General features: G+C 32.0%; 13 protein-coding genes and 1 pseudogene. 8 read left to right on the forward strand and 6 right to left on the reverse strand.

Annotated features, from left to right (window positions below; all coding sequences use genetic code 11):
• The 5 genes and pseudogenes from sufD to G4D72_RS03750 form a co-directional block, all read right to left on the reverse strand.
• Window positions 1-1,320: a Fe-S cluster assembly protein SufD gene (gene sufD, locus G4D72_RS03725; protein ID WP_166076274.1), complete on the reverse strand. Its 1,320-nt coding sequence runs from the start codon at window positions 1,318-1,320 to the stop codon at window positions 1-3.
• 80 nt (window positions 1,321-1,400) lie between these two features.
• A complete protein-coding gene (sufC, locus tag G4D72_RS03730; RefSeq protein WP_166076275.1) occupies window positions 1,401-2,150 on the reverse strand; it encodes a Fe-S cluster assembly ATPase SufC in 750 nt (249 codons plus the stop codon).
• A gap of 130 nt (window positions 2,151-2,280) precedes the next feature.
• Window positions 2,281-3,729: a Fe-S cluster assembly protein SufB gene (gene sufB, locus G4D72_RS03735; RefSeq protein WP_166076276.1), complete on the reverse strand. Its 1,449-nt coding sequence runs from the start codon at window positions 3,727-3,729 to the stop codon at window positions 2,281-2,283.
• Window positions 3,730-3,798: 69 nt separating this feature from the next.
• Window positions 3,799-4,211, reverse strand: a pseudogene (locus tag G4D72_RS13385) (four helix bundle protein).
• Between the two features lie 38 nt (window positions 4,212-4,249).
• On the reverse strand, window positions 4,250-4,579 hold the full coding sequence (locus G4D72_RS03750; RefSeq protein WP_166076278.1) for a HesB/IscA family protein: 330 nt from the start codon (window positions 4,577-4,579) through the stop codon (window positions 4,250-4,252).
• A gap of 152 nt (window positions 4,580-4,731) precedes the next feature.
• Here G4D72_RS03750 and G4D72_RS03755 point away from each other — a divergent pair, with 152 nt between their 5' ends.
• The 8 genes from G4D72_RS03755 (at window position 4,732) to G4D72_RS03790 (ending at window position 11,843) form a co-directional block, all read left to right on the forward strand.
• Complete coding sequence (locus G4D72_RS03755) at window positions 4,732-5,589, forward strand: MBL fold metallo-hydrolase (protein WP_166076279.1); 858 nt, start codon at window positions 4,732-4,734, stop codon at window positions 5,587-5,589.
• A 47-nt stretch (window positions 5,590-5,636) separates the two neighbouring features.
• Window positions 5,637-7,235 carry a S8 family peptidase gene (locus tag G4D72_RS03760; protein WP_166076280.1) on the forward strand — a complete coding sequence of 533 codons (1,599 nt, stop codon included), beginning with the start codon at window positions 5,637-5,639 and terminating at the stop codon, window positions 7,233-7,235.
• An 83-nt stretch (window positions 7,236-7,318) separates the two neighbouring features.
• Window positions 7,319-9,190, forward strand: a complete 1,872-nt coding sequence (locus G4D72_RS03765; RefSeq protein WP_166076281.1) for a M1 family metallopeptidase — start codon at window positions 7,319-7,321, stop codon at window positions 9,188-9,190.
• 58 nt (window positions 9,191-9,248) lie between these two features.
• On the forward strand, window positions 9,249-10,607 hold the full coding sequence (gene rimK, locus G4D72_RS03770; RefSeq protein ID WP_166076282.1) for a 30S ribosomal protein S6--L-glutamate ligase: 1,359 nt from the start codon (window positions 9,249-9,251) through the stop codon (window positions 10,605-10,607).
• A 7-nt stretch (window positions 10,608-10,614) separates the two neighbouring features.
• Complete coding sequence (locus tag G4D72_RS03775) at window positions 10,615-10,797, forward strand: GldL-related protein (protein ID WP_166076283.1); 183 nt, start codon at window positions 10,615-10,617, stop codon at window positions 10,795-10,797.
• Entirely contained in the window at window positions 10,794-11,288 is a 495-nt protein-coding gene (locus tag G4D72_RS03780; protein WP_166076284.1) for a DUF421 domain-containing protein, read from the forward strand. The genes G4D72_RS03775 and G4D72_RS03780 overlap by 4 nt, the downstream gene beginning before the upstream one ends.
• A gap of 4 nt (window positions 11,289-11,292) precedes the next feature.
• Window positions 11,293-11,478: a GldL-related protein gene (locus tag G4D72_RS03785; protein WP_166076285.1), complete on the forward strand. Its 186-nt coding sequence runs from the start codon at window positions 11,293-11,295 to the stop codon at window positions 11,476-11,478.
• 2 nt (window positions 11,479-11,480) lie between these two features.
• Entirely contained in the window at window positions 11,481-11,843 is a 363-nt protein-coding gene (locus G4D72_RS03790; protein WP_166076286.1) for a DUF1304 domain-containing protein, read from the forward strand.
• Window positions 11,844-12,084: 241 nt separating this feature from the next.
• Here G4D72_RS03790 and hutH read toward each other — a convergent pair whose 3' ends face one another.
• Window positions 12,085-13,572 (reverse strand): histidine ammonia-lyase, encoded by a 1,488-nt coding sequence (gene hutH / locus G4D72_RS03795; RefSeq protein ID WP_166076287.1) that lies wholly within the window; start codon window positions 13,570-13,572, stop codon window positions 12,085-12,087.
• Window positions 13,573-13,670: the final 98 nt, after the last annotated feature.

Below are 13,670 nucleotides of genomic sequence, written 5' to 3' on the forward strand. Positions count from 1 at the left end.
TTAAATATCAAATCCCATATTTACGCCTAATTTATCAGCGATAATACGAGCAATTTTAGCTCTTAATTCTGGAATTTTCACACTATTGGTAACTTCACTTGTAAAAGCGTACATTAATAAAGCTTTAGCTTCTTTTTTTCCAATTCCACGTTGTTGCATGTAAAACATAGCAGTTTCGTCTAATTGTCCAATCGTACAACCATGTGAACACTTTACATCATCTGCAAAAATTTCTAATTGTGGTTTGGCATTTATAGTCGCTTTATCGCTTAATAAAATGTTGTTATTTTGTTGAAAAGCATCTGTTTTTTGCGCTTCTTTTTCTACGAAAATCTTACCATTGAAAACACCCGTTGCACTTCCATCTAAAATTGTTTTATAATTTTGGTGACTTTCACAATTTGGTGTAGCGTGTTGTACTAAAGTGTAATGATCAACATGTTGTTTATCGCCAATGATAGTAATTCCTTTTAAAGTAGAATTGATATGTTCTCCTTGGTGATAAAAATTCAAATTATTTCTAGTGATATTTCCTCCAAATGAAAACGTATGAACAGAAACATAACTATCTTGTTTTTGAGCAATGTAAGTATTATCAATTAAATTCGCTGTTTGTAAATCGTTTTGAATTTTGTAATAATCTACCATAGCACGTTTTTGAGCAAAAATTTCAGTTACTGAATTGGTTAAAACTGGATTTTCATTCAAACTTTGGTGACGTTCAACAATTTGCACTTGAGCGTTTTCACCAACAATCACAAGGTTTCGGGGTTGCGTCATTAAAGCCACTTCCGAACCTGTTGAAAAATATAAAATCTCAATAGGTTTATCTACAATTTTGTTTTTTGGAATATTTACATAAGCGCCTTCTTGAGAAAAAGCGGTATTTAAAGAAGTTAAACTGTCTTCTGTATTGGCAATTTTATTGAAATATTCGTCGATGTACGTTTTGTATTTAGGCTTGTCTAATGCAGAAGACATCAAACAAACGTCCAAACCATCGTGAGTGGTAGAAGACAAATACGAGCTAAATTTTCCATCTACAAATACTACTTTGTAGGTATCTACATCGTTTAAAAAGTATTTTTTAACATCTGCAAAATCAATAGTATTTTCTTTTTTTGGGAACACACTAAAATCATTTTTTAAAATGGCATTTAGTGAAGTATATTTCCAAGCTTCTTCTTTTTTTGTTGGGAAACCTTTATTTTCAAAGTTTTTTATAGCCGAAATTCTTAGATCATGCAAATCACTATTTACATCCGCTATTTTTTCTTCGAACGCCATAAAAGACGATAGTATTTTTTCTTTTAATTCCATATTTTTTAGTTTACAGTTGACAGTGGCAGTTTGCAGTTTACTCACTGATACTGAGACTGATTACCGTGACTGATTACTTTTTACTGAATTTCTGCTTTTATCCAATCGTACCCTTTTTCCTCTAATTCTAATGCTAAAGAAGCATCACCAGATTTTACAATTTTTCCGTCCATTAAAACGTGTACGAAATCAGGAATAATATAATCTAACAAACGTTGGTAGTGTGTAATAACTAAAACTGCGTTGTTTTCGTTTTTCAATTTATTCACACCATTGGCTACAATACGCAACGCATCGATATCTAATCCAGAATCGGTTTCATCTAAAATGGCTAATTTTGGTTCTAACATCGCCATTTGAAAAATTTCGTTACGTTTTTTCTCACCACCTGAAAAACCTTCATTTAAAGAACGCGATAAGAATTTTCTATCCATTTCTAATAATTCTGATTTTTCACGAATCATTTTTAACATTTCATTAGCAGGCATGTCTTCTTCACCACGAGCTTTACGAGATTCGTTGATGGCTGTTTTTATAAAGTTGGTTACAGAAACTCCAGGGATTTCAACAGGATATTGGAAAGATAAGAACACGCCTTTGTGCGCTCTTTCTTCTGGCGCTAATTCAGATATGTCTTCACCTTCTAAAAGGATTTCACCTTCAGAAACTTCATAATTTTCATTTCCAGCGATGATAGAAGAAAGCGTACTTTTTCCAGCACCATTTGGTCCCATAATCGCATGAACTTCTCCGGCTTTAATTTCTAAATTAATTCCTTTTAAGATGTCTTTGTCTTCAACTGAAGCGTGTAAATTTTTTATTTGTAACATATTTATTTTTGTTTCAGGATTAAAGTTTCAAGTTGTTTCTGCTCTCAATTCTTTAAACGCTAATTTTAATTTTTAATTCATAATTTTTGTTTGTTCAGGTTAAATTTGAAACCTGAAACTTGAAACAAATTTATCCTACTGAACCTTCTAAACTTATTTCCAATAATTTCTGAGCTTCCACTGCAAATTCCATTGGTAATTTGTTTAATACTTCTTTACTGAAACCGTTTACAATCAGAGCAATTGCTTTTTCTGTAGGAATTCCACGTTGGTTACAATAAAACACTTGGTCTTCTCCAATTTTTGAAGTGGTAGCTTCGTGTTCAATTTTTGCAGTAGTATTTTTACTTTCTATGTACGGAAAAGTATGTGCACCACAATTATTACCCATTAATAAGCTATCGCATTGCGAAAAGTTACGAGCGTTGTCTGCGTTTTTACTAATTTGAACCAATCCACGGTAACTGTTTTGCGATTTACCTGCTGAAATACCTTTAGAAATAATAGTCGATTTCGTATTTTTTCCTAAGTGAATCATTTTGGTTCCAGTATCCGCTTGTTGGAAATTATTCGTTACTGCGATAGAGTAGAACTCACCAATAGAATTATCTCCTTTTAATACGCAAGATGGATATTTCCAAGTTACTGCTGAACCAGTTTCTACTTGTGTCCAAGATATTTTTGCATTTTTCTCACACAAACCTCTTTTAGTTACGAAGTTGAAAACGCCACCTTTTCCTTCTTTATTTCCAGGATACCAGTTTTGTACCGTTGAATATTTGATTTCAGCATCATCCAATGCTATTAACTCTACAACGGCAGCATGTAATTGATTTTCATCACGACTTGGAGCTGTACAACCTTCAAGGTACGATACATAACTTCCTTCGTCTGCAATAACTAACGTTCTTTCAAATTGTCCCGTTCCACCTTGATTGATTCGGAAATACGTGGATAATTCCATCGGACATTTTACTCCTTTCGGAATGTAACAAAAACTTCCATCAGAAAAAACAGCAGAATTTAAAGCGGCATAAAAATTATCTTTTTGAGGCACAATTGAACCTAAGTATTTTTTAACTAATTCTGGATGTTCTTGAATGGCTTCAGAAATCGGACAAAAAATAATGCCTTTTTCTCCTAAAGTTTTTTGGAATGTTGTAGCTACAGAAACAGAATCTACCACAATATCCATGGCGATATTGTTCATTTTTTTCTGTTCATCAAGAGAAATACCCAATTTCTTGTACATTTCTAATAATTCCGCATCTACATCATCTAAGGTTTTGTTTGGATCCGATTTTTTTGGCGCCGAATAATAAGCAATAGCTTGAAAATCAGGTTTGGTATAATTTACATTTGCCCATTCCGGTTCTTCCATTTCTTTCCATGCTGCAAAAGCTTGTAAACGCCATTCGGTCATCCATTCTGGCTCGTTTTTCTTTTTAGAAATCGCACGTACTATGTCTTCATTTAAACCAACAGGAAACGTTTCCGATTCTAATTCGGTGTAAAATCCGTATTCGTATTCTTTATTTTCTAACTCGACTTTTAAGTCGTCTTCTGTGTATTTACTCATTGTTTTATCTAAAAGATCTAAAAGATCTAAAAATCTAAAAAATTTATTAAGCTATTTTATCAAGTTAATTTATTTTTTATCTTTTTGACTTTTTTGATTTTGATTATCTTGTTTTTCTAAATTTTTTAAATACTTAATATAGTTTCCAAGTTGCTTAGAAATTTCTAAAACATTATTTCTATAGTCATAAAAATTATCGTTATTAGTATATTCTAATAGCTGTAAAAAGTTAAACATGTTTCTACATTCTCCAGCAGAACCTTTTGAAATATATAAGAATCTTATTAATTCCTTTTTTGTTTCACGTTCAAATCTTCAGCTATATTGTTAGAGATTGATAAAGCCGCTCTTTGCAACTGGTCTTTCAAACCATAATCTTTAGCAATTTTTTCATTTGATAAGGTCAATTTATAAACTTTTACTCCAAATTGTAAAGCTTTTTGATAAACTTCCATTTCCACAAATGAATTATATTTTGCCATATTTTAGATTATTTTTATTTTTTGCTTTTTTCGATTCTTTATAACGAAAAACTTTCCCCACATCCACAAGTTCTTTGTGCATTTGGATTATTAAATACAAATCCTTTTCCGTTTAAACCACCAGAATATTCTAAAATAGTTCCTGCTAAATACAAAAATGATTTTTTTTCAACGGCAATTTTTACATTATTATCTTCAAAAACTTTATCGTTTTCCCCAATTTCTTTATCAAACTTCAATTCATAAGATAAACCAGAACAACCGCCGCTTTTCACACCTACACGAACGAAATCGTTTACAGCATCAAAGCCGTCTTCAGTCATCATCGTTACAATTTTTTTACTTGCTGATTCTGATACTTTTATCATAACTTGATTATTTTTATTTTAAATCTGTCTAAATTATCTGCAAAGATAAACCATAAAATCCTTTTTACAAGGTTTGATAACATTTTTATAACTTATATGTTTATAGTTTTCGTTTATTGATTTTTTTGTAATTTGGCTAAAAATTTAATGCCATGAAATTATATGCTTTAGAAGCTGGAAATTTTAAATTAGACGGAGGCGCTATGTTCGGCGTTGTGCCCAAAACAATTTGGAATAAAACCAATCCTGCAGATGAAAATAATCTTATCGATATTGCTGCAAGATGTTTGTTAATTGAAGAAGGAAATAAACTTATTCTTATTGATAATGGAATGGGGGACAAACAATCTGATAAATTTTTTGGATATTATTCACTTTGGGGCGATGCAAGTTTAGATAAATCATTAGCAAAATACGGATTTCATAAAGACGATATCACAGATGTATTTATGACGCATTTACATTTTGACCATTGTGGTGGTTCTGTAGTTTGGAATAAAGATAAAACTGGGTATGAAGTTGCGTTTAAAAACGCTAATTTTTGGACAAATGAAAACCACTGGGATTGGGCTACAAAACCTAATGCTCGTGAAAAAGCTTCTTTTTTAGTGGAAAACATACTACCTATGCAGGAAAGTGGACAATTAAAGTTCATTAACCGACCCAATTCAGATTTTTTAACAACTTCCGAATTGGGTTTTGGTATATTTTTTGCTGATGGTCATACCGAAAAACAAATGTTACCTCATATCAATTACAAAGGAAAAACAATTGTTTTTTGTGCAGATTTATTAGCTACTGCCGGTCATATTCCAATTCCATATGTAATGGGGTATGATACGCGTCCGCTCTTAACTTTAGATGAAAAAGCAAAGTTCTTGAATGCTGCTGCAGATAACAACTATTATTTATTTTTAGAGCATGACGCCCACAATCAAATCATTACAGTGGAACGAACTGAAAAAGGTGTTCGATTGAAAGAAGTCTTTACTTGTGAAGAGATTTTTTAAATGATTGGTAATTAAAATACTTATAAAAACCCAAATAAAATAATAATATGAAATTGATTTATAGACCTTTACATTTAGTTTATGCTTTATCTATCACATTAGTAGGATGTGGTTCCGCTTCAAAAATGGTATCGGTTCCTGTTGAAAATATCGATAGAATGCCCTTAAAAACAACACCTTTATCTGAAAAAGATTTAAAACGTTGGAGCCATTTAGATTTAGTTAAAGATACAATACCAGGAATGAGTGTAGACAAAGCCTATGCAGAATTGTTAAAAGGCAAAAAACCTACAAAAGTTATTGTTGGAATTGTAGATTCCGGAATTGATATCAATCACGAAGATTTGAAAGCTGTAATTTGGACCAATCCGAAAGAAATTCCTGGTAATAAAATCGACGATGATAAAAACGGATATGTTGATGATATCAATGGCTGGAATTTTTTGGGTGATGCTGTTCATGAACAATTAGAATTGACTCGAATTGTAAAAAAAGGGCCAAACACGCCTGATTATGATAAAGCAAAAGCAGAATTAGAAAACAAGATTAAAGGCTTACAAGATGATAAGCAGTATTTAGACATGATTTTAAATGCAGAAAAAGCAATTAAAGCGCATTTGAAAAAAGACAATTTTACTCTTGAAGAAGTTAAGAAAATTCAAACTACTGATCAAAGTTTGTTACAAGCAAAAGCTATGTTTTCTCAAATTTTAACAGGTACTCCTAAAGCAGAATTCGACAAACAAATGGTAGAATATAATGACTATGTTTACGGACAATTAAACTATAATTTGAATGTTAATTTTGAGGGTAGAAAAGTAGTTGGTGACAATCCAAATGATATTACCGATAAAAAATATGGTAATAATAATGTGGTAGGACCAGATCCAAAGGAAGCTAAACATGGTACTCACGTGGCTGGTGTAGTTGCACAAGTTAGAGGTAATAAAAAAGGAGGAGACGGTGTAGCAAGTACAGTTTCAATTATGGCGATTCGTGCAGTTCCGAATGGCGATGAATACGATAAAGATATTGCTTTAGGTATTCGATATGCAGTAGATAATGGTGCAAAAGTAATTAATGGTTCTTTTGGTAAATATTTTTCTCAAAATAAAGAATGGGTTATTGATGCGATAAAATATGCAGAGTCAAAAGATGTATTAGTTGTAATCGCAGCAGGAAATGAGAGTTACGATTTAGATGTTACAAATAAATATCCGAATGATACTTATGATAATGCTCCCGAATTTGCTAATAATGTTTTAATTATTGGTGCTTTAAATGTTGACTATGGAAGTAAGTTAGTAGCGAGTTTTTCAAATTATGGGAAAAATAATGTAGATATATTTGCGCCAGGTGTAAAAATTTATGCTACCACGCCTTTAAATACCTACGAATATTTAGAAGGAACTTCAATGGCTTCTCCAAATGTTGCCGGTGTTGCGGCTTTAATTCGTTCTTATTATCCAAATTTAACAGCTAGTGAAGTAAAACAAATTATTTTAGAAAGTGGAACTTCGCTTAGCAATACGATTACAGTTGGTGAGGATAAGCATAAAGCAAAGTTTTCAGATATTTCTAAAACAGGTAAAATTGTAAACGCATTTAATGCTTTACTATTGGCTGAGAAAAAATCTAAAAAATAATCTTATTTATTAGTTAAAAAACCACAAAGTTTAAACTTCACGTTTATCTTTGTGGTTTTCTTATTTATACCAAATTATCTCTTATGAAGAAATTAATTACCACAATGTTTGTTCTTGTTGCAGGATTTTCATTTGCTCAAAACAATCCCAATTCAGGTTATTGGCAACAACACGTTGATTATAAAATGAACGTAAATATGGATGTCAAAAAATACCAATATAAAGGAAGTCAAGAATTGGTTTATACCAATAATTCTCCTGATACTTTAAAGAAAGTATTTTATCACTTATATCCCAATGCATTTCAACCAGGAAGTGCCATGGACATGCGTTTACAAGCGATTTCGGATCCAGACAAACGTATGGTTCGTAAATTTATGAAAGAAAATAAAGAGGTTAAAGAAAGTAGAATTAGCACTTTAAAACCTGACGAAATTGGGTTTTTAAACGTTACTAACTTTAAACAAAACGGAGTTTCTGCGCAAACTAGAGTCGTAGGAACGGTTTTAGAAGTTACTTTGCCTCAAGCTATTTTACCGAAATCGTCTTCTAAGTTTACCTTAGATTTTGATGGGCAAGTTCCTCTTCAAATTCGTCGTTCTGGAAGAAATTCAGAAGAGAATGTAGCGTTGTCTATGACACAATGGTATCCGAAAATGGCTGAATATGATTTTGAAGGCTGGCATGCTGATACTTATATTGCGAGAGAGTTTCACGGAGTTTGGGGAAATTTCGATGTAAAAATTACAATTGATAAAGACTATACCATTGGTTCTACGGGTTATCTTCAAAATAAAAATGAAATAGGAAAAGGATATGAAGATGCTGGTATCGTTGTTAAATATCCAAAACGAACTAAAACACTAACTTGGCATTTCATAGCTCCAAATGTGCATGATTTTGCTTGGGGTGCTGATGCCGAATACATTCACGATAAAATTATGGGTGAAAACGAAACAGAATTGCATTTTTTCTATAAAAACAAAAAAGAGAATTTAGAAAATTGGAAAAAATTGCAACCTAAAACCGCTGAATTATTAGCGTATTTCAATAAAAATATCGGACAATATCCATATAAACAATATTCCGTTATTCAAGGTGGAGATGGTGGAATGGAATATGCGATGTGTACTTTAATTACCGGAAATAGAAGTTTTGGAAGTTTGGTTGGAGTTACCGCTCATGAATTAGCGCATACTTGGTTTCAACATATTTTGGCTACTAACGAATTAAAACATTGTTGGATGGATGAAGGTTTTACTTCTTTTATTTCAAATTTAGCAATGAACGAAATTTTACCACCAAAAGAGCCTGAAAATCCATTTGCTGATTCCTATAAAAGTTATACTTTTTTAGCCAATTCTGGAAAAGAACAACCATTAACAACTCATGCAGACAGGTACGATTTAAATCAATCTTACGGAATTGGTGCTTACAGTAAAGGTGAAGTTTTCTTGGCACAATTGGGATATGTGATTGGTATAGAAAATCTTCAAAAAACAATTAAGAAATATTATACGGATTTTAAGTTTACTCATCCCACTCCAAATGATATTAAAAGAACCGCTGAAAAAGTTTCTGGTGCGAATTTAGATTGGTATTTAAATGAGTGGACACAAACCACAAACACAATTGATTACGCTATTAAATCGGTAGAAAATAATAAAATTGTATTAGAAAGAAAAGGTAGAATGCCAATGCCAATCGATTTAATTGTTGAATTTGAAAATGGCACGAAGGAATATTTTTACATTCCAAATACCTTAATGCGTTGGGAAAAAGTAAATCCATTTCCAACTTTAACAAGAACTATTTTAGGAGGTTGGGATTGGGCAATTCCTACTTATTCAATTGAAATTGCTATGGAAAAAGGAGCTGTTAAATCTGTAATCATTGATCCAAGTGATTTGATGGCAGATGTGAAAAAAGAAGATAATGTGTTTCCAAAAAAATAATAGAATCGCAATCATATTCTAAAAAATAATAGTAATTTAGATTTCAAAATAAATTCAAATGCAAGATAAAACGTTAATTGGTAGTGAAGAATGGTGCTCGTTTCCACAATTAGGAATTCCAGCGATAAAAGCACGTGTCGATTCTGGAGCAAAAACTTCAGCATTACACGCTATCAATATCAAAACTTTTGAAAAGAATGGTAACGAATGGTTAAAATTTGATATCAATCCGATTCAAAATAACTCGAAATCCATTATTCATTGTGAAGCGCAATTAGTCGATCAGAGAATTGTAAAAAGTTCTAACGGAACAAGAGAAAAAAGATACGTTATTCGAACAGATGTTGAATTAGGAAATCATAATTGGCAAGTTGAAGTTACCCTAACTAACAGAGATTCTATGGGTTTCAGAATGTTGTTGGGTAGAGAGGCAATGGTCGGAAGATTAATTGTCGATCCGGAAAAGAAATTTGAATTAGGTCAACCTTCAACAGAAAGTTTAAAAGAATATTATTACAGCGAACCAAGTAAAAAAGGATTAAAAATTGGACTTTTAGCCAGTAATCCAGAATTATATAGCAACAGAAGAATTATAGAAGCTGGTGAAATGCGCGGACATGAAATGCATTTCTTGAATATCAAATATTGTTACATGAAATTAAGCGCTTCTAATCCAGAAATCCATTATCGAGGTGGATTAGTTTTGAGTGATTTCGATGCGATAATTCCACGTATTCGTCCAAGTATGACGTATTATGGTTGTGCTTTAACCCGCCAATTTGAAGCTTTGAAAGTATTTGCTTTAAACAATGCAGCTGCGATTACTCAATCTAGAGATAAATTATTTTCTTTACAATTGTTATTAAATAATGGTGTGGATATTCCAACTACTGGTTTTGCCAATTCGCCCTTAGATACAGATGATTTAATAAAAATGGTTGGTGGTTCGCCTTTAATCGTAAAATTATTAGAAGGAACACAAGGTAAAGGTGTAGTTTTAGCGGAAACTAAAAAAGCTGCTGAATCTGTAATTAACGCTTTTAAAAGTTTAAATGCCAATATCTTAGTGCAAGAATTCATCAAAGAAGCGAATGGAAAAGATTTGCGTTTGTTTGTTGTAGATGGTAAAGTAGTAGCAGCCATGCAACGTGAAGCTGCACCAGGAGAATTTCGTGCCAATATTCATTTAGGAGGAACGGCTTCCGTAGTAAAAGTGACATCAGACGAGAAAAAAATTGCCATAAAAGCTGCCAAAGCGATGAATTTAAAAGTTGCTGGTGTGGATATCATTCGTTCTACTAAAGGACCATTATTGTTAGAGGTGAATTCTTCTCCAGGTTTAGAAGGAATTGAAGGCGCTACTCAAAAGGATATTGCTGGCGAAATGATTAAAGCTATTGAGAAAAATTTTAAATAATTGATTCATGGCAACTAAATATAAAATCCCTTTGGTTTTATTCCTTTTAGGAATGCTTATTACAATTGTTGGTGCGCTTTTTAAAATCATGCATTGGCCTAATAGTAATGTACTTTTAATTGTTGGAACTCTTTGTGAAGCAGTTGCCATTATTACTTTGATCAGAATTATTTTAAAAAAATCTAAATGAACCCTTACATAGACATTGTTATAAGATGTATTTGTGTCTATTTTTTTATGGTAATTGCCTTGCGCATTTTCGGTAAAAAAGAGTTATCTCAACTAAATGCTTCTGACATTGTTTTAATATTATTGATTAGTAATGCGGTTCAAAACGCCATGGTTGGAAGTGATGTATCGCTTGAAGGTGGAATTATAGCCGCGTTTTCTTTGTTTTTAATCAATTATGTTTTTAAGAAAGTAATGCTGAAATCAGAATTTGTTAAAAATTTAATTCAAGAAAAACCTGAAATTTTAATTCATGATGGCATCATTGATTTTAAAATTCTTTCAAAATTAGACATTACGTCTGAGGAACTAGATGAGGTTATTAGAGAACACGGCGTAGAAAATTACAAACATGTAAAATTAGCGATGCTTGAAATTAATGGAAGTATTAGCGTTATTTCTGGCGATGAAAGTCTAATACAAACGAAACACAAAAGAAATCACAAAAAATAAGGTAATGGATAATAAGTTTAGAAAACTGCTGCTTGTCATTATTGCTTGCAGTTTTATTGTAGCTGTCGGCGCATTATTTAAAATTATGCATTGGCCTGGTGCTACATTGATATTCAATATCGGTGTGGTTTTAGAAATCATTTTTGGCGCCACAATTATGGTTTATTTACTAAAAAATAGAAACAAGTAACTATGGAAATTGTATCTAAGATTAGCATTGTAATTGTAGCTTTACTTCATATCTATTTTTTATGGTTAGAAATGTTTGTTTGGACTACAACTGGAAAAAAAGTATTTAAAACTTTACCCGAACATTTGTTTGAACCTACGAAAACTTTAGCAGCCAATCAAGGTTTGTATAACGGATTTTTAGCTGCAGGATTGCTTTGGTCTTTGTTTATTTCCGATGTCATTTGGAGTAAAAATATTGCTTTCTTCTTTTTAGGATGTGTTTTAGTTGCCGCTTTGTATGGTTGGTATTCAGTTTCGAAAAAAATATTTTTTATGCAAGGCGTTCCAGCAATAATTGGGATTGTGTTGGTGTTTTTGAGATAGTTTAGAAAAACCAAGTAAAAAGAGCCAAGTAAAAAGAGCCAAGTAAAAAGAGCCAGGTAAAAAGAGCCAAGTAAAAAGAGCCAAGTAAAAAGAGCCAGGTAAAAAGAGCCAAGTAAAAGGAATCAAGTAAAAAACAAAAAAGGCAAAAGTTTCGAATAATTCAACTTTTGCCTTTTTCAATTTATTTTAGTCAACTCAAACTACTTGACATTGTTCTTTTTACTTTTTACTTGGCTCTTTTTTACGCTTCTACTTGAAAGCTTTTCAAAAAGTGAATCGATTTTTCAATATCGTAATGTAAAATTCGATCTTCTGTAACTAAAGGCACTTCTTCTCTGTACGTTTTGATAAATGATTCAATGAAATCACTAGATTTTAAAGGTCTTCTAAACTCAATAGCTTGAGAAGCGTTGAATAATTCAATTGCTAAAATACGCTCTAAATTTTCTACAATTTTTAAGGTTTTTGTTGCTGCATTTGCTCCCATACTCACATGGTCTTCTTGTCCGTTACTACTAACAATACTGTCAATACTTGCTGGTGTTGCCAATTGTTTATTCTGACTAACAATACTAGCAGCTGTGTATTGAGGAATCATAAATCCTGAATTCAATCCCGGATTGCTAACCAAAAACGCAGGCAATTCTCTTAAACCAGATATCAATTGATAGGTTCTTCTTTCCGAAATACTTCCTAATTCGGCTAATGCTATTCCTAAATAATCTAACGACATCGCTAAAGGTTGACCATGAAAATTTCCTCCAGAAATGATTTCATCTTCTCCAACAAAAATATTCGGATTATCTGTTACCGAATTAATTTCTGTTGTGAATACTTTTTTTACGTGATCAATTACATCTTTAGAAGCTCCGTGAACTTGTGGAATACATCTAAACGAATATGGATCTTGTACGTGTTTTTTGGGTTGAGCGATAATTTCGCTATCCTCCAATAATTCTAACATGTGTGTAGCAGTTGCTAATTGTCCTTTATGTGGTCGAACTAAATGAATTAATTCGTTAAAAGGTTCTTTTCTTCCATCAAAACCTTCTAATGAAACCGCTGCGACAATATTGGCTAATTGTGATAATTTATCTGCTTGAATTAAATTATAAACACCATAAGCACTCATGAACTGAGTACCATTTAATAACGCTAAGCCTTCTTTCGATTTCAAAGTAATAGGCGATAGGTTTAACTTTTCTAAGACTTTATGTGCGGGCTGACGAAATCCATCATAATACACTTCTCCTTCATTAATTAAAGGCAAACACAAATGAGCTAATGGAGATAAATCGCCACTTGCTCCCAACGAACCTTGCGTATAAACTACAGGTAAAATATCGTTATTGTAAAAATCAATCAAACGATTAACGGTTGCCAATTGCACACCAGAATGACCGTAACTTAACGATTGAATTTTTAATAATAACATGATTTTTACAATCTCGTGCGGTACTTCTTCACCTGTACCACAAGCATGAGACTTCATCAAGTTTTCTTGAAGTTTAGTAAGGTTTTCTGTCGATATTTTGATATTGTATAAAGAACCAAATCCGGTGTTAATTCCGTAAATCGCATCAGAATTTGAAGCCATTTTTTCATCTAAATAAACACGACATCTTTCAATTTTTGAAGTAGCTTCTTCTGAAAGTGCCAGTTTTTTTTCTTCTAAAATAATTTCTTTTACCTTATCTATTGTAAGTAATGACGAATCTATGAAATGCATTTGTATAGTTTTAGATGCCAAAATTCCATAAAGAAATCTATAAATCCAACAATTATTAAAAATAATTACTGATTTTTCTTAAATTGATAATATAATCG

This window comes from Flavobacterium difficile, assembly GCF_011392115.1.
Taxonomy (GTDB): domain Bacteria; phylum Bacteroidota; class Bacteroidia; order Flavobacteriales; family Flavobacteriaceae; genus Flavobacterium; species Flavobacterium difficile.

Excerpts from the sequence above, each read along its gene's own strand:
- G4D72_RS03780 (WP_166076284.1), top strand. The coding sequence starts at position 10,794 with ATGAACCCTTACATAGACATTGTTATAAGATGTATTTGTGTCTATTTT.
- G4D72_RS03775 (WP_166076283.1), top strand. The coding sequence starts at position 10,615 with ATGGCAACTAAATATAAAATCCCTTTGGTTTTATTCCTTTTAGGAATG.
- G4D72_RS03785 (WP_166076285.1), top strand. The coding sequence starts at position 11,293 with ATGGATAATAAGTTTAGAAAACTGCTGCTTGTCATTATTGCTTGCAGT.
- sufD (WP_166076274.1), bottom strand. The coding sequence starts at position 1,320 with ATGGAATTAAAAGAAAAAATACTATCGTCTTTTATGGCGTTCGAAGAA.
- sufB (WP_166076276.1), bottom strand. The coding sequence starts at position 3,729 with ATGAGTAAATACACAGAAGACGACTTAAAAGTCGAGTTAGAAAATAAA.
- G4D72_RS03765 (WP_166076281.1), top strand. The coding sequence starts at position 7,319 with ATGAAGAAATTAATTACCACAATGTTTGTTCTTGTTGCAGGATTTTCA.
- G4D72_RS03750 (WP_166076278.1), bottom strand. The coding sequence starts at position 4,579 with ATGATAAAAGTATCAGAATCAGCAAGTAAAAAAATTGTAACGATGATG.
- G4D72_RS03760 (WP_166076280.1), top strand. The coding sequence starts at position 5,637 with ATGAAATTGATTTATAGACCTTTACATTTAGTTTATGCTTTATCTATC.
- sufC (WP_166076275.1), bottom strand. The coding sequence starts at position 2,150 with ATGTTACAAATAAAAAATTTACACGCTTCAGTTGAAGACAAAGACATC.
- G4D72_RS03755 (WP_166076279.1), top strand. The coding sequence starts at position 4,732 with ATGAAATTATATGCTTTAGAAGCTGGAAATTTTAAATTAGACGGAGGC.
- G4D72_RS03790 (WP_166076286.1), top strand. The coding sequence starts at position 11,481 with ATGGAAATTGTATCTAAGATTAGCATTGTAATTGTAGCTTTACTTCAT.
- hutH (WP_166076287.1), bottom strand. The coding sequence starts at position 13,572 with ATGCATTTCATAGATTCGTCATTACTTACAATAGATAAGGTAAAAGAA.
- rimK (WP_166076282.1), top strand. The coding sequence starts at position 9,249 with ATGCAAGATAAAACGTTAATTGGTAGTGAAGAATGGTGCTCGTTTCCA.